This window comes from Variovorax saccharolyticus, assembly GCF_030316765.1.
GTDB lineage: Bacteria > Pseudomonadota > Gammaproteobacteria > Burkholderiales > Burkholderiaceae_C > Variovorax > Variovorax saccharolyticus.
In genome coordinates this window covers 78,088-100,536 of the sequence record NZ_JASZYT010000015.1, presented here as the reverse complement: position 1 = coordinate 100,536, position 22,449 = coordinate 78,088, and the positions used below count along the sequence as shown (strand labels likewise).

The following is a 22,449-nucleotide window of genomic DNA, read 5'->3' as shown; positions in this document are numbered from 1 at the left end:
AGTGGTCGCGCGGCGCGTTCATCGTCCGTGAGGTCCCATGCGCATCGCCACCTACAACGTCAACGACATCCGCAAACGGCTGGCGCCCCTGCGCGCCTGGCTCGACGTGACCGCGCCCGATATCGTGTGCCTGCAGGAGCTCAAGTGCGCCGAGGCGGCGTTCCCCCGCCGCGAGATCGAACAGATGGGTTACCACGCGCTGGTGCACGGCCAAAAGAGCTGGAACGGCGTCGCCATTCTCAGCCGCGGCGCCGCGCCCATCGAGATTCGCCGGCGACTGCCGAACGCCGCGCCGGACCCGCAGGCGCGCTGCCTCGAAGCCGCCGTGCAGGGCGTCGTGGTCGCTTCGCTCTACATGCCCAACGGCAATCCAAGGCCCGGGCCGAAGTTCGACCACAAGCTCGCGTGGTTCCGGAACTTCAACCACCACGCGCGGGACTGCTCGCCTCGGGCCACCCCGTCGTCCTGGCCGGGGACTACAACGTCGTGCCCACCGACGCCGACATCCACGCCACCCGGTCCCTCAAGGACAACGCGCTGCTGCATCCCGCAGTCCGCGCCTGCTACCGGGAGGTGCTCGAGGCCGGCTGGACCGACGCCCTCGCGAGGGCGTCCCCCGAATGGCCGCTCTACACCTTCTGGAGCTACCTGCGCCATCGCTGGCCGCGCGACGCCGGCATGCGCATCGACCACGTGCTGCTGAGCCCGGTGGCGGCCACCCGGCTTCAAGGCGCGGGCGTCGATCGCGCGGTCCGCGGCGTGGAAGGCGCGAGCGATCACGCCCCCATCTGGGTGCACCTGCGAGACCCGCGAGGGCGAGGCCCTTGGCACGCGTGCACCCCCGGACGTGTGCGCGGTACGACCCCTCCTACCACGGTCGCAGGCGGCGCTGACACCGCGCGGCGAGGAAGCGTCTAGGTTCGGTTTTCCATCCACCCGAGGAGCCCGTCTTGAGCAAGGCCCGAAGCACCTCCGAGAGCAGCCGAACAAGGCGGGGGCACAGCCGACCACCCAGAAGCACGAGGCCCAGCGGACCGCGGAAAGCCGCGACGACCGGGCGAGCCAGACCGGCAGTTCGAACAGTCGCAGCCGCGCCGGGGCACGACGGGCCACTGAAGCCCGCGCCACCGGCTCCCTGCCCCGTGTCCTCGGGGGCCGGCCGTTTCGGGGCCCGGCACGAGCGCAGTCGCGCCTCAGCCCGGACCACCCGCCAGCATCGGCTCGACGGCCAAGCCGGCACCGTGCGGCGGCAGGGGCGCTTCGCGGCTATCGGCCGGCGGCTTCGGCCCCGGTCGGCCCTCCACGATCTCTTTCGCGTACATCGCGGTCGTTGCCCGCAAGGCGTGCCGGCGCTCTCTGGCCTGCGCATTCGAGGCACGCAACCTTCTTGGACACCGAGATGCTGATAGGACACGCTTCCCACGTCCGCCAGGCAAAGCCCGACGCATTGATCGTTCGCTTGAGTGGGCGGCACATCTTGAAAGGCGTCGAGCACGGGCAAACCAACACCAAAGTAGCAATCGACTCCCAGGGGGGATAAAACTAAGATGCCCCTCTTTCAGCGGCGCGTCTACGTTCCGCCGGCGACGATTCCCAAGGATTTTTGTGTTCCTAGCGCGGATCGCACGATATGTCGCACCTTTCCTGGTGGTCTTGCTGGCTTCCACAGGCGTTTCCGACGTTCGGGCGCTGAATCCTTCCCCTGAAATATCTCAATACGGGCATCGGACCTGGCGGGACCTCGACGGGTTTCAGGGAACAGTCATTGCCCTTGCGCAGACGACCGACGGATACATGTGGCTTGCCACCGGAAACGCTCTGCTGCGCTTTGACGGCGTGCGTGGGGTCCCATGGCGTGCAACGAGTGGTACCGCACTACCCGACGACCGAGTTCGCACTCTGTTCGGGTCCAGTGATGGCGCGCTGTGGATCGGCACGTTACGGGGACTCGCCCGCCTGAAGGACCGCACGCTCACGGTGTACCCGTCGCTACAAGGAAAGGCTGTCAACGCCATAGAAGAAACCGCCGATGGAACGATCTGGGTCGGGGGTACGAGCTGGCTTGGAGACTCGGGACGGGAGAACGCCTTCCTCTGCGCCGTTCGAAAGTCGGGCACGGAATGCCAGGGCGAAGATGGCCGCCTGGGGGACTCCATTGTCGCTCTCCATCGCGACCCTTCCGATGCGCTGTGGGTTGCAGGAACAGACCGCGTATGGAAGTGGACACCCCAGTCGCCGGTCAGCTACAAGCTACCCAGCGCCATCACTGCGGTTCGCACGATGACGGGCACTCCGGACGGTGACGTCATCGTGGCGACACAACGACACGTCGTGCGCATCTCCGACGGCAAGGCTGAAACCATGTCGCTTCCGGACTGGATGAAGAACCTCAGATTCACGAGGGTTCGGGGTGATCGCGACGGTGCACTTTGGCTTGCTGCAGCGGATTTCGGATTGGTGCGATTGCACAAGGACCGGGCGGAGTCGTTCACAACGGCCGACGGCCTGTCAGGAAACGAGATCCGCGATTTGTTCGAAGACCGTGAAGGCAATGTCTGGGTTTCCAATTCGGGCGGGCTGGACCAGTTTCGGCCAGTTGCGGGCGCCTTGTTCGCGGCCAACAAGGGCCTCGAGGGACGGGCCCGATCCATCCTCGCGACGCACGATGGTGCCATCTGGGCTGTCACGACGAAGGCGGTCTACCGACTCGATCAACCCGAGGTGATGGAGGTTCGGCGAGGTGCGCCGGGAAGCCTTTTCGAAGATCGTCAAGGGCGAGTCTGGCTGTACTCGCTGTCCGAGTTTGGCTACTTCGACGGCGGACGATTGACAACGGTGGCGAGCGTTCCCACCGGCGCAGTAGATGGCATGGATGACGATTCGAGAGGCAACCTCTGGATCGCGCACCGAGAGGCAGGCCTCCTGCTTCTTCGACCCGACGGGAGCGTCGAGCAAACGCCGTGGGCGAGCGTTCGGCCATCTTTCCGCGTGTCGACGATCACGGTCGACCCGAACGACGACTCGCTATGGCTAGGTTCCTGGTCAGGTGCGCTCATGAACCTCGCTGCCGGGCGGGTTCGCGCATTCTTCGAGCTCGGCGAGTCTCGCGATTCTCCGCGCGTCAGCCAGATTCGGGTTGAAACCGATGGCACCGTATGGGTTTCCAACGGAAATGGCTTGAGTCGGGTGAAAGACGGTCGCGTGACGCTGTTGGACAGCGACAGTGGTTTGCCATGCGACCGGGTGCTCGAGACGCTGTCCGACCCCCATTGGTTCTGGCTGCGCGCTCGGTGTGGAGTTATTCGGGTCGCCCGGACGGCGATCGACGCGTGGGGGGGCGCTGCGGATCGCGCTGCCGAACTTCCGAAGCTCGACTTTCAAGTGCTCGACCAATCGGACGGCGTCGTGCCCTCGGAGACTTTTTCCGTCAGTGCACGACTCGCCGCGATGCGAAACACGACGCCCTTCATGACTCAGTCACAGGACGGGCGACTCTGGATCAAGACGAGCGAAGGCATCGTCATGATCGATCCCGCGCGGATTCCAAAGAACAGCATTCCCCCGCCGGTGCACGTGGAACAACTCGTCAGCGATGGAAAGCGCTTCGACTCACAGGTTGGCTTGCGGCTGCCGCCATTGCAACGCGACGTTGCGATCGACTACACCGGCCTCAGCTTCGCGGCGCCGGAGAAGGTGCAGTTCCGCTACAAGCTGGAGGGGCGCGACGCAGCTTGGCAGGACGCCGGTCAGCGCCGGCAGGCGTTCTACACCGACCTGTCGCCTGGCGACTACCGCTTCCGGGTAATCGCCGCGAACCCCAGCGGCGTGTGGAATCACGAGGGCGACACCCTCGAGTTTTCAATTGCTCCCGCCTACTACCAGACGCTTTGGTTCTACGGGCTGTGCACGCTGGCCTCGTTCGTGATGCTTTTCGCACTGCACAGACTGCGTCTGCGGCAAGTCTCCGGCCAGATCCGCGGCCGGCTCGAAGCCCGGCTTGCGGAGCGGGAGCGTATCGCGCGCGACCTTCACGACACACTGCTGCAGGGGATCCAGGGCCTGATCCTGCGCTTCCAGGCCGCGGCTGACAGAATTCCGCACAACGTGCCCGCCCGAGCGCTCATGGAGAAGTCACTCGACCGTGCCGACAAGCTTCTTTTGGAGAGTCGCGACAAAGTCAAAGATCTGCGGCCGTCGGCGAGCGACGTCAAGACACTCGAGGAAGCCCTCGCAATTGAAGGCGCGCAGTTCGCCGAATTTCAACCAGCGGCCTTCAGCATCAGAGTACTGGGCGCAGTTCGGGAGCTGCATCCGATCGTGCACGAGGAAAGTCTGCTGATCGCGCGGGAGGCGCTGGGAAATGCATTCCAACATGCGCGTGCGGTCAACATCGAAGCGGAGGTGACATATGGAGTGGAGGCTCTGCAGATCTGCATACGCGATGATGGACAGGGCATCGGCTCAGCGGTGCTTGCTTCGGGGCGCCCCGGCCATTTTGGTCTGATCGGCATGCGAGAGCGGGCCAACAAACTGGGGGCGCATTTGGCGGTCTGGAGCAAGCAAGGGGCCGGCACCGAGGTGGAACTGGGTGTGCCGGCCGCCGTGGCGTATCCGAGCGTTCGTCAGAACTCGGCGGGACTGCGCCGCTGGGCAGAATTGTTGCGAGCCAAACTGCTGATTCTTCGAAGTCACATTCACTAGTCTTGTCATCGGTGCGACGGTTTTTCGAGGCGCCGTCGCGAAGATGAAGTCGACATGCGATGGAAGGCGTTCCTCTGCGGTGGCAGGCGCGCCATTACCCGGGTGGCCTGGACGGAGAGCATGGCGTAGCAGCGCAGCGCGCCCTTCGCGGCATCGACACGGTCAACCCTAATTCCAGTATTCTGCAGACTAGGGCCGCTCTGCAACGCCTGGTATCGCGATGCGGATCGCTTCATCCACCTGCTGCAGCCACACAAACTGCAACTGCGACCGTGCACCGGCCGGGATGTCGTCCAGGTCGTTCCGGTTCCGGTCAGGCAGCATTACCGTGGTGATGCCGGCACGCAGCGCGGCGAGAACCTTCTCCTTAACGCCACCAATCGGCAACACCAGGCCGCGCAGACTCACTTCGCCAGTCATCGCGACGTCACTGCGAACCGGTTTTCCGGTCAGCAAGGAAACCAGCGCAATGAACATCGCGACGCCTGCGCTCGGCCCGTCCTTCGGCGTTGCTCCCGCCGGCACATGGATGTGAATGTCCGATTTTTCGAAGGTCCCGGCCGCGATTCCCAACGAAGCCGCTCGGGCCTTCGCCAGCGATAGCGCAGCTTGCGCACTTTCCTTCATCACCTCGCCGAGCTGCCCGGTGAGGATCAAACGCCCTCCCCCTGGCGTGCGCGCGGCCTCAATGAACAGGATGTCGCCGCCGACCGGGGTCCACGCGAGGCCGGTGGCGACACCGGGGAGGTCGCTGCGCATGGCAACCTCGGCCTCGAATCTTCTGGCGCCAAGGATCGCCCTCAGATCGGGTTCGGCGATCGTCAGACTCTGGACGCTGCCTTCGGCGAAGCGCATCGCGACGTGGCGCCAGACGCTGCCGATCGCGCGTTCGAGATTGCGCACGCCGGCCTCACGCGTGTAGTCCTCGATGATCGCCGTCAGCGCCGCGTCTGTGATCTCGACTTGCACTGCGGTCAAGCCGGCGGCATCACGCTGGCGAGGCACCAGATGGCGGCGCGCGATCTCGAGCTTCTCCTGCGCCGTATAGCCGGGCAGCTGAATCACCTCCATGCGGTCGCGCAACGGCCCCGGGATCGTGTCGAGCACGTTCGCGGTAGCGATGAACATGACTTCAGACAGATCGAACGGCACTGCCAGGTAGGTGTCACGGAAGCTCACGTTCTGCTCCGGGTCCAGTACCTCCAGCAGTGCAGAACCGGGGTCGCCCTGAAAGCCCCCGGCACCCAGCTTGTCGATCTCATCGAGCATCATCACGCCCTGCCGCGTGCCTGTCTTGCGCAGGTTCTGGACGACATTTCCGGGCAGCGCGCCGACGTAGGTTCGACGGTGGCCACGGATCTCCGACTCGTCGTGCACACCGCCCAGGCTGATGCGCGCGAACTTTCGTCCGGTGGCCCTCGCGATGCTCTGTCCGAGCGAGGTCTTTCCAACCCCTGGTGGACCCACGAAGCAAAGAATCGGGCCGCGGCCTTTCGGGTTGAGTTTACGCACCGCCAAGTATTCAAGGATGCGCTTCTTGACCTTCTCCAGCCCGAAGTGGTCTTGGTCGAGGATTCGGCGCGCCTGCGCGATATCGATCGGCGGTTCGGGCTCGGTCTTCCACGGCAACTCGGTCAGCCAGTCGAGGTAGGTCCTGACCATGGCTTGCTCGCTTGCGCTCTCCGGCATACGCTGCAGTCGCTTGAATTCCTTGCGTGCGACACTCTCGACCTCCGCAGGCATGCCGGCGTCGGTGATGGCGCCGTCCAGTTCATCGTACTCCGCTGCTGTTTCGTCGCCTTCGCCGAGTTCCGTCTGGATGGCTCGCATCTGCTCGCGCAGCAGGTGCTTGCGATTGACCTCGCCGATCGACTCTCGCGTGCGCTCGGTGATGTCACGCGAGACCTTGAGCACCTGGATGCGACGAGCCAACATCTTCAGCAGCTTCTCGATCCGCGTCCGAAGATCAAAGGTCTCGAGCAACGCCTGCTTCTCCGGTGCGGCGACGTCCAGCACGCTGGCCACCACGTCGGCCAGTTGAGCCGGTCCGTCAATGACTTCGAGCGCAGCGCCAACCTCGGCGGGCATGTGGGGCAGCAACTCCAGCGTTTCGAGGGCAAGGAGCTTCAGCGCGCGGGCAGCACCCTCGATTTCCGGGTCCGCGACCGCCGCGTCCTCGATGAACTGCACCTGAGCGACTGGAAACGCATACCCTTCGAAGAACTGCAACGCGCGGAAGCGGCGCAAGCCCTTGACCACTGCATGGTGCGTGCCGTCGGGCGCCGTGACGTAACGCAGCACCGCAAGGCTGGTGCCTACCCAATGCAGTGCGTCAGGACCGGGTTCGTCGACTTCAGGCCTACTCTGCAGCAGTACGCCGATCGCCCGTTCCGACCGCATCGCCTCCTGAACCGCCGCCTGCGTTCGCGGCCGGTCGAGCGCGAGCGGGAAAATGGTGCCCGGAAAGACGACCAGGTTGCGCACCGGCAAGATGATCAACGCGTCAACCGGAATTGGCCGAGAGGCATCGGGCGAGTGCTGTGCGGGGCGCGCTTGCGGCGCGCCGGAGCCCCGCTCCTGCGCATCGGCAGAGAGCAAATTGCCCGGATCCATGCGTGATGCTTTCATCACCGCTCCCGCCCGAGCTTGCGGACCGTCAGTACCAAACACCCCTCAACGAGTTGGGGGGTGCCCAGTTCCAATCGCCCGAGGGGCAGCGTGATGCGCCGTTCGAAGACGCCGTAGGGGATCTCCAGTTGTCGAACAGTGTGATTCGAACTCACCACTGGGAACGGACGCACGCCGCGCACGAGCAGTGCGCCGGCGTCGTTCACCACCTGGATGCGCCCGGCCGATACGCCTGGCATCGCTACGACGAAGACGATCTCATCCGGGTCCTCGATCACGTCCACCGGTGGCTCCCACACCGCAGTCTGGCGCTGTGACGTCGTCAGGCGAAAGAACTGCCGTTGCAGGCCATCGGCCCGTTCGAGCAACTCGCAGGCCTGCAACCACATCATGGCTGTGGGGTCACGCGGCATGGGCAACTTTCGAGGCGGACTTCGGCACGTCCTTATCAAGGCAAGAATCGATCATGCTCGACTCCTCTGGGGTCGACCGGGACGGGCCTGATGTAGCGCGACGAGAAACACGAGCCTCACGGCAAGCAACGGCGCCCCAGGCGGTCGGATCGCAGTCTCGGTGATTGGCGGAAGATCGATCATTTCAGGCCTGCAAGGCTCGAGTGGAAAGACGATCAAACCAGACGCACGACGTCGTGTCGATTAGACGAAGGTGTTTGCGATACCTTCGTATCGGTGCTTCAGGAAGCTTCGCGTTCGCTGCTCGCTCGGTCCCCGTCTACTACCTTGGTGCCATCGTCCCGGCTCGCCGTGTTGAGGTGCCCCCCATGGGCAATCGGCGATCGCCGATGCAGACGCTGCTGCTTGGAGGTGACGGGCGCCGCCGCCAGCGAGTTGAAGGTCGGGACGCGCCCATATCCTCGGGCATCTCGAAGGCGAGCTGGACCGATCAGACACAACCCGAAGACGTCGCAGCGCCGTGGTACGTCCAGCGCTACACCACGCACCGCCTCGCCCTGCTTGAGTTGACGTACCCAGAACTTCTGCGCAGACTTCGGCCTTTTTGTTCGGATGACGGCGGAGCAAAAAGTTGATGCAGGCGTGCGCTGCATTCCTGGACGCGAATGAGCAGCATATCGTGGCGCCAGGTTGTCACCATGGGGTGCTTTTCACCGCCAGGCATTGCAGAATTTCTAAAGCGTCAGGCGCCAGCACGGCTCCCCAGCGGCGCCGTAGTCCAGACGTTACATTTGGAGCAAGCCCACCCCCGGTACTGGGGCACGATCAATGACCGCACCCCCTCCCTTCCGCGCCGTTGACAACGACGTAGGCGCCCAAGTCTTGCGCAAAGACGCAGAGCGCGCCTTCTGCCAACTCGACCGCGCCGGCAAGCGGTACGCCTTCATACCCGCGACAGCATTCGACGAGCGCCCTTCTCCGGAGAGTCTCGCGCGAATCGTCCACGAGTTCGGTCTGAGGGAACACTTGGATGGCGCATGGGCTTTGCGCCCGCTGGAACTCGTGCGCGAGGGCGGACAGGTGCTGATGGTGGTCGATTATCCGGGCGGCGAGTGGCTTGACAGGCTCGTCGGCTCCCCCATCGAGATGGGTCGATTCTTGCGAATCGCGGTGTCGCTGGCGGGTGCGATCGGCCGCGTCCACGGAAGTGGTCTCATTCACAAGGACATCAAGCCCGCCCACGTACTCGTGAACTCCGAAACCGACCAAGTCTGGCTGACCGGGTTCGGCATCGCCTCCCCCTTGCGTCGAGAGCGACAGTTGCCCGAGGCGCCCGAGTACATCGCCGGAACGCTCGCCTACATGTCACCCGAGCAGACTGGCCGCATGAATCGCTCCATCGATTCGCGCAGCGACCTTTACGCGCTCGGCGTCTTGCTCTATGAGCTGCAGACCGGAAATCTTCCGTTTGCGGCGACGGACGCGATGGACTGGGTGCACTGCCACATCGCACGCCAGCCCGTGCCGCCGATCCATCGCTTGCACACCATCCCTTCCGCGGTGTCGGCGATCACGATGAAGTTGCTAGCCAAGACCGCTGAGGAGCGCTACCAAACCGCAGCTGCAGTGGAGTGCGACTTGCGTCGTTGCTTCGGCGAGTGGCAGGCCACGGGGCGAATCGCAGATTTCGAGCTGGGCCAACACGACACGCCCGACCGTCTGATGATTCCGGAGAAACTGTACGGTCGGCAGAGCGATATCAAGACACTTCTGAGCGCGTTCGACCGCACGCTCGCCGGTGGCCGCCCGGAGCTGGTGCTGGTCTCCGGCCACTCAGGCATCGGAAAGTCGGCACTGGTCAACGAACTCCACAAGCCGCTGGTCCCGCCGCGCGGGCTGTTCGCTTCCGGCAAGTTCGATCAGTACAAGCGCGACGTGCCCTATGCCACGTTGGCACAGGCCTTCCAGAGCCTCGTGCGGCCGCTCCTGAGCAAGAGCGAGGGCGAGTTGCATGCATGGCGCCAAGCCCTGAAGGAGGCGGTCGAGCCAAACGGACTTCTGATCGTCGATCTCGTGCCGGAACTCGAGCACATTCTTGGGAGGCAGCCACCGGTGCCCGAGCTGCCGCAGCAGGACGCTCAACGTCGCTTCCAGTTGGTGTTCCGACGTTTCATCGGCGTATTCGCGCGGCCCGAGCACCCTCTGGCCCTCTTCCTCGACGATCTGCAGTGGCTCGATGAAGCCACGCTCGATCTTCTTGAAGACCTCCTGTCGCGCACTGACCTTCAACACCTGCTGTTGATCGGCGCCTACCGGGACAACGAGGTTTCGGCTCTCCATCCGCTGAAGCGGACCCTCGAACGCGTTCGGCAGTCCGGTGCTTCGACGCACGACATCGTCCTCGCCCCCCTGGCACAGGCCGATCTGGAACAGCTCCTGGTCGATTCACTTCACTGCGCACCACACGGCGCCACGCCCTTGGCGCAACTGATTCTGGAGAAAACGAGCGGAAACCCGTTCTTCACGGTCCAGTTCATCCTCACCCTCGCCGACGAGGGATTGCTGACGTTCGACTACGACCAAGTGCAGTGGTCCTGGGACCTGGCTCGCATCCACGCCAAGGGCTACACCGACGTCGTGGCTGAACTGATGATCGGCAAGCTGAGTCGCCTGCCCGAACTGGTGCTCGACGTTCTCAAGCAGTTCGCTTGCCTCGGCGACCGTGCCGAGTTGAGCTTGCTCCAGACCGTGTGCCAGGTAACGGTCGAGCAACTGCAAGGCCAGCTTCTGGACGCAGCGAAAGCCGGTCTGATCCTTCGCTCCGGCAACTCCTATCGCTTTTTGCACGACCGAGTGCAGGAAGCCGCTTATCTGCTGATCCCAGCCAATGCCCGGGCCAGAGCCCATCTACGCATTGGCAGGCTGCTCGCCGAGCATACGCCGCCAGACAAGCAGGAAGAGTGCATCTTCGAGATCGTCAACCAGCTCAATCGCGGTATCCACCTGGTCACCGCCCCGGATGACCGTATGCACGTAGCGGCGCTCAACCTGAGGGCTGCCAGGCGCGCCAAGGCGTCCACAGCATACGGCTCCGCGTTGGCATACCTCCATGCAGGCGCCGCTGCCCTGGAGGACACGAGCGGGGACAGCGACTACCCCCTCGTCTTCGCGATCGAAAGCCTCACGGCCGAATGCGAACTGCTGACTGCCGGCCTTGCGAGCGCTGAAAAGCGCCTGGCCGCACTGGCAGGGCGGGCCGCCACGCGCCACGATTTCGCCACCGTGGCGCGACTTCGCCTGACGCTCTACACCGCGCAGGACCGCGGCGACCGTTGCGTCGAGGTGTTCCTGGATTACCTGCGGCGCTGCGGAACCGATTGGTCGCCGCACCCCACCGACGAGGAGGTCATGCGCGAGTACCAGCGGATCTGGACTCTGGTCGGCGATCGACGAATCGAAGACCTGGTCGCCCTGCCGCTGATGACAGACCCGGATGTGCTCGACATGCTCGACGTCTGCTCTGAAATCGTGACGCCGGCCTTTTTCTACGACGAAAACCTGTCCTCACGCATCCTCTGCCGCATGGTGAACTTGAGCCTGGAATATGGAAACTGCGACGTTTCCTGTTTTGGCTACGTGTTTTTTGCGACGTTCGCAGGCCCGCGCTTTGGCAACTACAGGGATGGGTATCGATTTGGACAGCTCGGCTACGATTTGGTCGAGCAACGAGGCCTGAGGCGCTATCAGGCGCGAACCTACATCTCGTTCGGGAACATGGTCATCCCTTGGGCCAAACACGCCGGCAGCGGCCGTGATCTGATACGTCGCGCGTTCGACACCGCCTATCGGATGGGCGATCTCACATTTGCGGCCTACAGTTGGCATGCGTTGATCACCAATTGCCTTGCCACCGGGGAAGCCCTTGCCGAAGTGCATTCGGACGCAGACAACGGCATTGCCTTTGCACGGTCCGCAGGATTCGGTATGGCGGTCGACCTGTGCAGCGCGCAATTGGCTCTGATCCGCACCCTGCGCGGGCTGACGCCGGAGTTCGGGTGCTTCAATGACGAGGAATTCAACGAACGCGAAGCAGAGCACCATCTCATCAGCAATCCGGCGTTGTCACTGGCGGAGTTCTTCTATCGCACTCGAAAGCTGCAGGCGCGCTACCTGGCCGGCCACCATGAAGCGGCGGTCCACGCCTCACTGCGCGCCCAGGAGTTGCTGTGGACGGCCCCGTCGCAACTGGAGACTGCCGACTTCCGCTTCTTCGGGGCACTGGCGCACGCTGCGGCGTGGGATGCTGCGCCTGCGCACCAAAAAGGGCAACAGCTTGCTGCCTTGATCGATCACCATGCGCAACTCGAGATCTGGGCAGCGAACTGTCCCGTGAACTTCGACTGCCGAACTGCGCTGGCCGCCGCCGAGATTGCCCGCATAGAAGACCGGCCGCTGGACGCCGAACGCCTCTACGAGGCGGCCATCCGGTCGGCCCATCTCCACGGATTCGTCCATATCGAGGCCGTGGCCCACGAGGTGGCGGCGCGTTTCTATGCCGCACGCGGCTTCGACAAGTTCGCGCGCACCTATTTGCAAGAAGCGCGGCAGTGCTACCTTCAGTGGGGGGCGGAGGGTAAGGCACGGCAGCTGGACCAGCTCTATCCCTCGCTGAGAGCGGACACGCAGGCGTCCGACTCGACACGCACGATACAGACACCCATCGATGCGCTCGACCTGGCCACCGTGATAAGGGTCTCGCAGACAATCTCCAGCGAGATCCTGCTCAGCAAGCTGATCGACACGCTCGTTCGCACTGCGATCGAACATGCTGGCGCCGAACGCGGCCTGCTCATCCTGCCGCATGCCGATACCTACCGCATCGAAGCGCAAGCAACGACCGGTGCCGACGAAGTGCATGTGGATCTGCAGCAGTCGAGCATCGGCATCGCCGATCTGCCGCAATCGGTGCTTCAGTATGTGTTGCGTACCAAGGAAAAGCTACTCCTGCGAGACGCATCGGCCGAGCATCCGCACGCGGCTGACGACTACATCCTTCGCCGGCGCACCCGCTCGGTCCTGTGCCTGCCACTGCTCAGGCAAGCCAGATTGCTCGGCGTGCTCTATCTCGAGAACGACCTCACCGTCGGGGCATTCACGGCAGCGCGCATGGCGCTGATTGAAGTCCTCGCTTCTGAAGCTGCCATCTCCCTGGAGAACGCGCATTTGTACAGGGACCTTCAGGAACGCGAGGCAAGAGTAAGGCGGCTCTTCAATTCGAACATCATTGGGATCTTCACCTGGAATCTTGATGGGCGGATCATCGACGCGAACCAGGCGTTTGCGCAAACCATTGGATACAGCATCGACGACTTGACATCGGGACGAATCCGCTGGAAGGACTTGATGCCACCCGAGTGGGACGAAGGTGACGATCAGATCATGACCACGCTTCTGGCAAGCCGCGCTGTTCCACCTTTCGAGGGCGAATACGTCCGAAAGGACGCAAGCCGCGTCCCTGTGCTAATTGGCGCTGCGCTTTTCGACGGTACACCAACTGAAGGCGTGGCCTTCGTGCTCGACCTGACAGATCGCAAGAACGCCGAGCAGGCTGCGCTCGACAGCGAGCGAAGGTACCACGATGTCGAAATCCAGTTGTTCGATGCCAACCGTGTCGCGAGCATTGGGCAGTTGTCTGCATCGATCGCCCATGAACTCAACCAGCCACTCGCCGGCATCATTACCAATGCGGGCACCGGCCTTCGAATGTTGGATGCCGATCCCCCCAATATCGACGGCGCCCGCGAAACCGCCAGACGGACCCTTCGTGATGGAAAGCGCGCTGCCGACGTCATCGGTCGATTGCGCGCTCTTTTCAGCAATCGAGACATGATGCTGGAGCCGACGGACCTGAACGATGCGATCCGCGAGGTCTTGGGCATGTTGTCGGGTGACCTCGAAAGGGACGGCGTGAATGTGCGTCTCGAGCTTGCCGAGGACACTCCATCGATCATGGGCGTTCGAATCCAGCTCCAGCAGGTCATCCTGAATCTGCTTCGCAACGCATCCGAGGCAATGGCGGACGTGCACGATCGCATTCGGCAGTTAGTGATCAGGACCGAAAGAGATGGCAGCGACGGCGTGCGCGTGAGCGTTACCGACGCCGGGGTAGGCCTCGACAGTCAGAACGAGCACAGGATCTTTGACGCGTTCTATTCGACCAAGAACGCCGGCATGGGTGTCGGCCTGTCGGTCAGCCGTTCGATCGTCGAGCGCCATGCGGGTCGGCTTTGGGCAGAGCGAAACGAAGGCTATGGGGCGACGTTTCGGTTTTCCATCCCCTGCATCGAAAATGCGCGCACGGGCCCGCCATAGGGCCTCCTGAAAACACAGCAGGCACCCATCGTGAGGCTGTCGACCCTCAGGAATGCGGGCTCAAGTTCTCGACGAGGAAATTCACAAACGTTCGCACGCGCAACGACAGGTGGCGCGCGTCGGGGTACAACAGGAAGAAGGGCCGCGACGTGCCGCCATGCTGCGGCAGCAATTCCACCAGCCCGCCTTCCGCAAGGTCACGCTCGACAATGAAGCGATAGGTCTGCACAAGGCCCGCGCCGCTGCGCGCCAGCGTCACGATGCCTAGAACATCTTCCGCACATGTGTACCCACCCGTGGTCATCATCTCGACATGCTTGCCGTCGACCCGGAACGGCCATGCAATCTTCCTTCCGGTGCTGGGCAGGTCGAACTGGATGCATTCGTGCCGGTGCAGGTCATCAAGCGATGCCGGCGTGCCCTGACGCTTCAGATAGGAGGGCGCAGCCACCAGCACCAGTTCGGCATCCTCCAGCGGACGTGCGATGAGCGTGGAGTCGGCCGGGGTGCGTCCGCGAATCGCGACGTCGTAGCTTTCTTCCAGGAAGTCAATATTGCGGTTGCTGACATGGACCTCGACCGTCACGTCCGGGTACAGCTGCCTGAATCTCGGCAGCAAGGGCAACAGGCGGTAGTGGCCATACGGCGTCGGGACGCTGATGCGCAGTGGACCAGCGGGCGCCGCCTGCGCGCCGGTCACCTCGCGCTCGGCTTCGACGAGTTGGCGCAAGGCTTGGCGGCACTGCTCGTAGTAGCGCCGGCCGCCTTCGGTCAGCCGGATCTGTCGAGTGGTGCGGACGAAAAGGCGCACACCCAGCCGCTCCTCCAACCGTGCGATCGAACGGCTGACCGCCGCCGGCGTCACGCCGACAGCATTGGCAGCCGCGGTGAAGCTGCTCAGCTCGGCCGCCTGGCAGAACAGTTCGATGCTTCCGAGTTGCATCTCCTCGAAATTGCGCTTCATGACCACTCCCTGCTTTCCCCGAGGGCGCCATATTACGTCATGTATCAGGTAATTTGCCTTCATGTGGCTTTATTGACTGAGAAGTAATAAATAAAGTGAGCTCCTCAACCAATCAAACGGAATCGCACCATGAACTCGAACACGACCGTGATCGCTACCGGCGCCTCAAGGGCTATCCAGGGCCAGGAGCAAGCCATGAAACTCATCTTTGTTGGCGACCCCATGTGCTCATGGTGCTACGGCTTCGGCAAGGAATTGACTGCCCTCACGGCGCGCCACCCCGAACTGCCGCTGGAGATCATGGTCGGCGGCTTGCGCGCCGGCGCTACCGATGTGCTTGACGACAACGGCAAGCAGTTCCGCCTCGTGCACTGGGCGCGCGTGGAGGAAAGCAGCGGCCTGCCATTCAACCGCGGGGCCCTGCTGGCGCGCAGGAACTTCGTCTATGACACCGAGCCGATTTGCCGCGCGGTCGTGGCAGCACGCCGCATCGCACCCGAGGCCAACCAACTGGCGGTGTTCCGTGCACTGCAACGGGCGTTCTACGTCGACGGCCTCGACACCACCGATGGCGCGGTGCTGGCCCAGGCCGCCAGCGCGGAACTGGCGGAGCAGCAATTCACGGTCGACGCAGCCACCTTCCACAAGACGTGGCTGGACTCCGCCACCATCGCCACGACATCCGCCGAGTTTGCGCAAGTGCAGGCGATGGGAATCCGCAGTTTCCCGGCTCTGCTGCTCGAGGCCAACGGCCAGCTGATCGAAGTCAGCCCCGGCTACGCCCACGTGGATCAACTGGAGCGCCAGCTCGACGCCGCGCTGCGTTCGCTGACCACGGCAGCATGACTGCTGTCAGTCGATCCTTGACCTTCTTTCAATCCCATCAACCAGAAATATCATGAGTTCCAACGTCGTCATCGTGTACCACAGCGGCTACGGCCACACCGCCAAGATCGCCGAAGCTGTTGCCGCCGCCAGCGGTGCCACCCTGCTCGCCATCGACGCCGAGGGCCAGTTGCCCGACGGCGGATGGGACGTGCTCGACAAGGCCAGTACCATCGTGTTCGGCACCCCGACTTACATGGGCAATGTCAGCTGGCAGTTCAAGCGATTCGCCGATGCCTCGTCCGCAGTCTGGGCGAAGCAGGGCTGGAAGGACAAGATGGCCGCCGCATTCACCAATTCGGCATCGGTCGCCGGCGACAAGCAAACCACGCTGTACACCCTGTTCACGCTCGCGCAGCAGCACGGCATGCTGTGGGCTGGCACCGGGTTGATGCCCAGCAATGCCAAGACCTCCACGCGCGACGACATCAACTACCTGTCTTCGTTCGTCGGCCTTGCCACTGCCTCGCCCTCAGACGCTTCGATCGACGAGATCCCGGCCGGGGACCTGGCCACGGCGCGACTTTTTGGCGCCCGACTGCGCGAGCTCACCGCACGCATCGCCTGAGCCCGCGGGGCGTTCCCATCGCCACGATTGCCGGCAAGACCGGCATCACGGATCAGCGCTGGCCAATCTGGAGAGGAGGCGGGGTTTCGGCCCCTTGTTCTTGCGATGAACGCCGAAACCACGCCTCGATACTGCGTCGTCTTCAACCTTCCAGACTGAAACTTCATGACGCCAGTAGATCGCACCAATCCGCTAACCCGAATGCTCGACACCGCTTTCAACAAGTTTGATCAGAACAAGGATGGGAAGCTGAACGCCGAAGAGTACAAGGACTTCTACAAGATCCTGACGCCCGGCATCGCAGTCGACAAGAACGGGACGCCTGCCATCAGCGAGCAAGAGTACCGGAACCGAATGGACGCCAACGCGGACGGCGACGTGAGTCTGGCAGAAATGCAAAATACCGGCGTGCTCATGCCGGCCAGTGCCAGTGAAAACTCCCTGGAATCCACGCTGCAGACTTTGGTCAATCAGACGACCGAGCGATTCTTCTCTGTCGGACATCGCCCGAGGGAGAGAGAACTGCCGATCGCTGGTCAAAGCTAGTCGACATCACGCGCCCCGTCATGTCGCCATCGGCCTTTCGGCCGACGCGCGCGTGGGACCTGTTGCAGATTCCTCATCGCTGGATGGATCGAACAATCCGTTGATGCGGGCAGCCATTGCCGACCTGGGCGGGGCAGGCTCTGCGAAAGGGCGAGCCTCCCTGCCGCGGCACGCGCAAGCCGATTGACAGAAGAACTCGGCGCACTCCGTTCGCCCGGGCGATTCTTCAGACAGGAGCACAACCATGAAGCCCACCCACCAGCCTGGACAAGACGCCTTCAGATCGGTCTTGCCTGAAGACATCGACTGGAGGCCGTTCCCGGCGTTTCCACCCGAAGTCCGCCTCGCCATCGTTGTCGGCGACCCCACCAAGCCGGGGCTCTACCTGATCAGAGTGAAGGTACCTGGCGGTGCCAAGCTGATGCCCCACACCCACCCAGAGGATCGCATCTATACGGTCATCTCGGGTGTCTTCTACATCGGCCTTGGCGATTGCTTCGATGGCGACAAGGTCTCGGCGCATCCACCCGGCAGCGTCATCGTGCTCCCCGGCAACACCCCGCACTTCCACTGGGCGAAGTCGGGCGAGTATGTCACTCAGGTCACCGCCATCGGCCCACTGGGCCTCGAGTATCTGGACTCTCACGATGACCCGCGAGAGCTCCATTCATAGCGGCATGCCCGGATGCCATCCGGTCCCCGACACCAAGGTATAGCCGACACCATCGTCCAATGGATCCGGCGTCAGTCCTCTGATTTGATGACCACCTGCATCACCAAGGAGAGTCGTCTTGTCCATCTCATCGTCGTCGCCTCGCCCCGCCAACCCTGAATCGGAACCCGTCAGCGCCGAGCAGCGCTTGACTCAACTGGGCATCCAGTTGCCGTCACCTCCCAGCCCGTTCGGCACCTATGTGGAATCGGTCCAGTCCGGCAAATTGCTCTTTCTGACCGGCATGCTGCCGACCGAGGGCGGCCAGGCCAAGTTCCTTGGTCGCGTCGGTGCGGAGCTGGATGTCGAGGCGGGGCGGCAGGCGGCCTATCTTGCGGCGCTGAACGGCCTCGCGGTCGTTCGCAAGCATCTTGGATCGCTCGACAAGGTGGCGCGGGTCGTCCGGCTCGGCGTGTCCATCGCCACATCAGGCGATGTCCGCGACCATCCGAAAGTCGCCGACGGCGCCTCGCAAGTGCTCCAGGACGTCTTCGGCAAAGACAAGAATCCCTGCCGTCTGGTGCTAGGCGTCGCAAGCCTGCCCCTCGGCACCCCGGTCGAACTCGAACTCATCTTCGAGATCGCCGAGTAAAGCCCGCCGCTTCGATCGAGATGGCCCCCCACCCTGGAGCAACGTGATGATCACTCTCAACGTCAACGAGATGAACCGCACCCTCGATGTGCCCGCCGACATGCCACTGCTGTGGATACTGCGTGACGTCATAGGAATGACCGGCACCAAGTTCGGATGCGGCATGGGTCTCTGCGGCGCATGCACGATCCACATCGACGGGCAGCCGGCACGGTCCTGCCTCACCCCGGTTTCGGCCGCGGTGGCAAAGAAGATCACCACGATCGAAGCGATCGGCGCCTCGCCTGCAGGCAAGAGGATCCAGGCCGCCTGGCTCGCATTGGACGTACCTCAGTGCGGCTACTGCCAATCGGGCCAGGTGATGTCGGCCTGCGCGCTGCTCGCCACCAACCCGAAGCCCAGCGACTCCGACATCGACGCTGCGATGGCCGGGAACATCTGCCGATGCGGTACCTACCCGCGCATTCGCGCGGCCATCCACCAGGCCGCCGGCACAACCAAGGCCGCCCTGTCCCAACCCGGCGCCATGAAGGAGGTGTGAAATGAAACTCGAACCGATCGCTGATTCCGACCTGGCAGGCGTCTCGCGGCGACACTTCCTCGCCTTCACCGCGACCGGGGCGCTCGGGGGCGGAATGCTCCTCGGCTTCGGGCTTCCGGCACGTGGCGAGCTACGCGACAGTCTCACGACCGACGCGGCGTTCGCGCCGAACGCGTTCCTGCGCATCGATCGCGCCGGCGTGGTCACGTTCGTGATGCCCGTCATCGAGATGGGGCAAGGAACCTACACCTCGATTCCGATGCTGATCGCCGAGGAACTCGAGGTCGATGTGGACAAGGTCGCGATCGAACATTCGCCGCCCGACGACAAGATCTATGTGAATCCGCTGATCGGCGTTCAGATGACAGGGGGTTCGACCGCCATCCGCGGCACCTATGTACCTTTGCGACGTGCGGGCGCAACGGCCCGCGTCATGCTCGTGACGGCAGCGGCCCAGCGCTGGAGTGTCGACCCGTCGAGCTGCCGTGCGCAGAACGGCGAAGTCGTGCATGGTCCCACCGGTCGCCGACTCGGTTATGGCGGGCTCGTGGATGCCGCTGCGAAGCTGCCGGTACCGGAGAAGGTGGTGCTCAAGGAACCCGCTGACTTCAAGCTCATCGGGACGCCGCATCGACGCCTGGACACCTCAGGCAAGGTCAATGGATTCGCCAAGTTCGGCATCGACAGCCGTCTTCCTGGCATGAAGTTCGCCGTTGTGAGCGCTTCGCCGACCTTCGGCGGCAAGCTCGTCTCGCTGGATGAAGCGAAGGCGAAGGCCGTCCCTGGTGTGAGCCAGGTCGTCAGGCTCGACGATGCGGTGGCGATCGTGGCCCGTCACACGTGGGCCGCGAAACAAGGCCTCGCCGCCGCCGATCCGCAGTGGGAGGCCGGGTCGAACGCGAGGCTGTCGACGGCTGACATCTCGAGACAGCTCGCCTCGGCATCGGAAAGGCCGGGGGCGGTCGCGCGTCACGATGGCGATGCGGCCGCGGTCATGGCACAGGCCGCCGGCCGGGTGGACGCCGTCTACGAGCAGCCTTTTCTCGCCCATGCGGCAATGGAGCCGATGAACTGCACGGTGCACATGACCAAGGACGCCTGCGACATCTGGGTCGGCACCCAGGTTCCCGGTCTCACGCAAGCGGCCGTGATGAAGTTGACGGGTTTCAAGCGCGAACAGGTCCGCGTCCACAACCATCTGCTCGGCGGTGGTTTCGGCCGGCGGCTGGAATTCGACGGTACCGTGCGGGCCGTGCAGATCGCCCAGCATGTCGAGGGACCCGTGCAGGTGATATGGACCCGCGAGGAGGACATTCAGCACGACATGTACCGCCCGTACTACTACGACCGCTTGAGCGCCGGTGTGGACACCAAAGGCAAGACACTCGCCTGGTCGCATCGCATCGCCGGCTCCTCCATCGTTGCGCGCTATTCCCCTGCATGGATCAAGGACGGCATCGATCCCGACGCGGTTGATGGCTCGGCGAACCAGCCGTACGGGATTGCCGATATCCATGTCGACTGGGTCGCAGCGGAGCCCCCCGGCGTTCCAACGGCATTCTGGCGTGGCGTGGGCGTGACCCGCGGGACCTTTGCGGTCGAGAGCTTCGTGGATGAGCTGGCGGCCAACGCGAAGCAGGATCCACTGGACTATCGCGTGGCCATGCTCGACAAGAACCCGCGCGCGAAGACGGTCCTGCAGCTCGCCGCGCAGCAAGCCGGATGGGGCAAGCCGCTGCCGGCAGGACAAGCCCGCGGCATCGCACTCTGCACGGGCTTCGGCAGCTACATCGCACAGGTCGTCCAGATCACCACCGACAAGGACGGCACCGTCACGCCGATGCGGGCCTGGTGCGTTGTCGATTGCGGCGTCGTGGTGAATCCCGATACCGTTCGCGCCCAGATGGAGAGCGGCATCGTGTTCGGCCTGTCCGCTGCGCTCCATGGCGAGATCACGATCAAGAACGGCCGCGTCGAGCAGACCAACTTCGGCGACTACCGGGTGCTGCGCATCAACGAGATCCCGCAGATCGACGTGCACATCGTCAAGAGCCTGGAAGCGCCTGGCGGCATCGGCGAGCCCGGTACCTCATGCGTCATGCCGGCCTTGACCAATGCAATCTTCGCCGCGAGCGGCAAGAGAATCCGAAAGCTGCCGGTTGGGGAGCAGTTGCGGCCAGCTTCGCAAAAGCTCGTTTGATGAAGATTGGGCCGACGATGCCTTGGGGACCACGCGGCCATGAAACTTCAGAACAGGGCGCACAGAAAGCAGTTGCGCCGCTGCCAACCTATCCCTAATGACCGTCATCATGCAACTTTCCCAATCCCTCGACCGCCTGCCGCGTCGCACCCTCCTGGACGGGCCGACGTCCATTCAGCGCCTTACTCGCATCGAGGAGGCCTTGGGCTCCTCGTTGAATGGCGTCCGAATCTACGCCAAGCGCGATGACTCCATGGCACTCGGGGGCGGAGGCAGCAAGCTGCGAAAGCTTGAGTTCCTGCTCGGCGATGCTGCTGAAGCCGGCGCGGACACCATCATCGCCACCGGCGGGCGCCAGTCGAACTTCGCCCGCCTCGCAGCCGCTTCGGCCGCACGGTTAGGCCTGGCCTGTGAGCTCGTTCTCTCCCGCATGGTGCCGCGCGAAGGAGACGACTACGACCTCAATGGCAATGTACTGCTGGACGGTCTCTTCGGCGCCCGTCTCCACGATCTGCCGGTCGGTGCTGATTCGACGCGCTTCGCGCATGTTCGGGCCGAGGAACTTCGACGGGATGGCCGCATCGCCTATGTAGCCACGCTCGGTGGCTCCTCCCCGGTGGGAAGCATCGGTTACGCGGCCTGCGCGCTCGAAATCCAGGAGCAGTCCACCGCGCTCGGCGTCGATTTCGCTGCAGTCGTCGTGCCGAATGGAAGTTCCGGGACACAGGCGGGACTGGTGGCGGGATATCGGGCGCTCGGACTTGATGCAACGCGGGTGAGTTCCCACTCGGTGCTCGCGCCCGCAGCCGGCGCGATAGCGGCGACGGTCGAGAAGGCCAATGCCGTTTTGAGACTTCTGAGCTTTGATGCCTCTGTGAATACGGACGATGTCAAGGTGTCGGGCGACCAGTTGGGTGGCGGCTACGGCGTTTCGACGCCAGCGATGATTGAAGCGGTCAGGCTGATGGCCAGTCGAGAGGGATTGCTGCTCGACCCTGTCTACGGCGGAAAGGCGTTCGCAGGCCTGCTATCGGACATCTCAGCCGGAAGATACGCGGCTGGCGATAACGTCCTCTTCCTCATGACCGGCGGGACCCCCGGCCTCTACGCATATGCGAGCGATTTCCGCGGTAAGGCATGAGGGGTGGTGAACCCATGCCGAAGAGGGACGTCGGAGGTGTGTGGATTGGCGAAAGCATGGCGACGATGCGGACGAGGCAAGAGCACTATCGCCAGACCTTCAACGAGAAGGCCCGCGGCCACCTGCTCACGCCAGTGAGCCATGCGCAGCTGACACCTGCGCTGACATCTGGCGATGCACGACGGA

Annotated in this window: 14 protein-coding genes and 1 pseudogene; 12 read left to right on the top strand and 3 right to left on the bottom strand. The window is 63.6% G+C overall.

Annotation, left to right across the window (positions count from 1 at the left end; translation table 11 throughout):
* The first annotated feature begins 37 nt into the window (after nt 1–37).
* Together QTI45_RS32325 and QTI45_RS32320 are read left to right on the top strand one after the other, a co-directional pair.
* Nucleotides 38–918 (top strand): annotated as a pseudogene (locus QTI45_RS32325) (exodeoxyribonuclease III).
* An 876-nt stretch (nt 919–1,794) separates the two neighbouring features.
* On the top strand, nt 1,795–4,701 hold the full coding sequence (locus QTI45_RS32320) for a sensor histidine kinase (protein WP_286657274.1): 2,907 nt from the start codon (nt 1,795–1,797) through the stop codon (nt 4,699–4,701).
* 189 nt (nt 4,702–4,890) lie between these two features.
* Here QTI45_RS32320 and lon read toward each other — a convergent pair whose 3' ends face one another.
* Nucleotides 4,891–7,329 (bottom strand): endopeptidase La, encoded by a 2,439-nt coding sequence (gene lon / locus QTI45_RS32315; protein ID WP_286373015.1) that lies wholly within the window; start codon nt 7,327–7,329, stop codon nt 4,891–4,893.
* Complete coding sequence (locus tag QTI45_RS32310) at nt 7,329–7,742, bottom strand: Hsp20/alpha crystallin family protein (protein WP_286373014.1); 414 nt, start codon at nt 7,740–7,742, stop codon at nt 7,329–7,331. Before QTI45_RS32310 ends, lon begins: the two co-directional genes overlap by 1 nt.
* A gap of 389 nt (nt 7,743–8,131) precedes the next feature.
* Between QTI45_RS32310 and QTI45_RS32305 the strand changes: the two genes are divergently transcribed.
* Together QTI45_RS32305 and QTI45_RS32300 are read left to right on the top strand one after the other, a co-directional pair.
* On the top strand, nt 8,132–8,377 hold the full coding sequence (locus QTI45_RS32305; RefSeq protein ID WP_286373013.1) for a hypothetical protein: 246 nt from the start codon (nt 8,132–8,134) through the stop codon (nt 8,375–8,377).
* A gap of 193 nt (nt 8,378–8,570) precedes the next feature.
* Complete coding sequence (locus QTI45_RS32300) at nt 8,571–14,114, top strand: trifunctional serine/threonine-protein kinase/ATP-binding protein/sensor histidine kinase (RefSeq protein WP_286657273.1); 5,544 nt, start codon at nt 8,571–8,573, stop codon at nt 14,112–14,114.
* A gap of 46 nt (nt 14,115–14,160) precedes the next feature.
* Here QTI45_RS32300 and QTI45_RS32295 read toward each other — a convergent pair whose 3' ends face one another.
* Nucleotides 14,161–15,078 carry a LysR family transcriptional regulator gene (locus tag QTI45_RS32295; RefSeq protein WP_286373011.1) on the bottom strand — a complete coding sequence of 306 codons (918 nt, stop codon included), beginning with the start codon at nt 15,076–15,078 and terminating at the stop codon, nt 14,161–14,163.
* A gap of 129 nt (nt 15,079–15,207) precedes the next feature.
* Here QTI45_RS32295 and QTI45_RS32290 point away from each other — a divergent pair, with 129 nt between their 5' ends.
* The 8 genes from QTI45_RS32290 to QTI45_RS32255 all read left to right on the top strand — a co-directional run bounded on the left by QTI45_RS32290 (nt 15,208) and on the right by QTI45_RS32255 (nt 22,263).
* Complete coding sequence (locus tag QTI45_RS32290) at nt 15,208–15,924, top strand: DsbA family protein (protein ID WP_353621360.1); 717 nt, start codon at nt 15,208–15,210, stop codon at nt 15,922–15,924.
* Between the two features lie 52 nt (nt 15,925–15,976).
* Complete coding sequence (locus QTI45_RS32285; RefSeq protein WP_286373010.1) at nt 15,977–16,531, top strand: flavodoxin family protein; 555 nt, start codon at nt 15,977–15,979, stop codon at nt 16,529–16,531.
* A 165-nt stretch (nt 16,532–16,696) separates the two neighbouring features.
* The gene (locus QTI45_RS32280; protein ID WP_286373009.1) at nt 16,697–17,077 is read left to right on the top strand and encodes an EF-hand domain-containing protein; all 381 of its coding nucleotides are present in this window, start codon (nt 16,697–16,699) and stop codon (nt 17,075–17,077) included.
* A 244-nt stretch (nt 17,078–17,321) separates the two neighbouring features.
* Nucleotides 17,322–17,750 carry a cupin domain-containing protein gene (locus QTI45_RS32275; protein ID WP_286373008.1) on the top strand — a complete coding sequence of 143 codons (429 nt, stop codon included), beginning with the start codon at nt 17,322–17,324 and terminating at the stop codon, nt 17,748–17,750.
* A 118-nt stretch (nt 17,751–17,868) separates the two neighbouring features.
* Nucleotides 17,869–18,381 (top strand): RidA family protein, encoded by a 513-nt coding sequence (locus QTI45_RS32270; protein ID WP_286373007.1) that lies wholly within the window; start codon nt 17,869–17,871, stop codon nt 18,379–18,381.
* 46 nt (nt 18,382–18,427) lie between these two features.
* Nucleotides 18,428–18,922, top strand: coding sequence for a (2Fe-2S)-binding protein (locus QTI45_RS32265; RefSeq protein WP_286373006.1), 495 nt, complete (start codon nt 18,428–18,430; stop codon nt 18,920–18,922).
* A 1-nt stretch (nt 18,923) separates the two neighbouring features.
* Nucleotides 18,924–21,122 carry a xanthine dehydrogenase family protein molybdopterin-binding subunit gene (locus tag QTI45_RS32260; RefSeq protein WP_286373005.1) on the top strand — a complete coding sequence of 733 codons (2,199 nt, stop codon included), beginning with the start codon at nt 18,924–18,926 and terminating at the stop codon, nt 21,120–21,122.
* A 109-nt stretch (nt 21,123–21,231) separates the two neighbouring features.
* Nucleotides 21,232–22,263 carry a D-cysteine desulfhydrase family protein gene (locus tag QTI45_RS32255; RefSeq protein ID WP_286373004.1) on the top strand — a complete coding sequence of 344 codons (1,032 nt, stop codon included), beginning with the start codon at nt 21,232–21,234 and terminating at the stop codon, nt 22,261–22,263.
* The last annotated feature ends 186 nt before the right edge of the window (nt 22,264–22,449 follow it).

Excerpts from the sequence above, each read along its gene's own strand:
- QTI45_RS32320 (WP_286657274.1), top strand. The coding sequence starts at position 1,795 with ATGTGGCTTGCCACCGGAAACGCTCTGCTGCGCTTTGACGGCGTGCGT.
- lon (WP_286373015.1), bottom strand. The coding sequence starts at position 7,329 with ATGAAAGCATCACGCATGGATCCGGGCAATTTGCTCTCTGCCGATGCG.
- QTI45_RS32310 (WP_286373014.1), bottom strand. The coding sequence starts at position 7,742 with ATGCCGCGTGACCCCACAGCCATGATGTGGTTGCAGGCCTGCGAGTTG.
- QTI45_RS32305 (WP_286373013.1), top strand. The coding sequence starts at position 8,132 with ATGCAGACGCTGCTGCTTGGAGGTGACGGGCGCCGCCGCCAGCGAGTT.
- QTI45_RS32300 (WP_286657273.1), top strand. The coding sequence starts at position 8,571 with ATGACCGCACCCCCTCCCTTCCGCGCCGTTGACAACGACGTAGGCGCC.
- QTI45_RS32295 (WP_286373011.1), bottom strand. The coding sequence starts at position 15,078 with ATGAAGCGCAATTTCGAGGAGATGCAACTCGGAAGCATCGAACTGTTC.
- QTI45_RS32290 (WP_353621360.1), top strand. The coding sequence starts at position 15,208 with ATGAACTCGAACACGACCGTGATCGCTACCGGCGCCTCAAGGGCTATC.
- QTI45_RS32285 (WP_286373010.1), top strand. The coding sequence starts at position 15,977 with ATGAGTTCCAACGTCGTCATCGTGTACCACAGCGGCTACGGCCACACC.
- QTI45_RS32280 (WP_286373009.1), top strand. The coding sequence starts at position 16,697 with ATGACGCCAGTAGATCGCACCAATCCGCTAACCCGAATGCTCGACACC.
- QTI45_RS32275 (WP_286373008.1), top strand. The coding sequence starts at position 17,322 with ATGAAGCCCACCCACCAGCCTGGACAAGACGCCTTCAGATCGGTCTTG.
- QTI45_RS32265 (WP_286373006.1), top strand. The coding sequence starts at position 18,428 with ATGATCACTCTCAACGTCAACGAGATGAACCGCACCCTCGATGTGCCC.
- QTI45_RS32260 (WP_286373005.1), top strand. The coding sequence starts at position 18,924 with ATGAAACTCGAACCGATCGCTGATTCCGACCTGGCAGGCGTCTCGCGG.
- QTI45_RS32255 (WP_286373004.1), top strand. The coding sequence starts at position 21,232 with ATGCAACTTTCCCAATCCCTCGACCGCCTGCCGCGTCGCACCCTCCTG.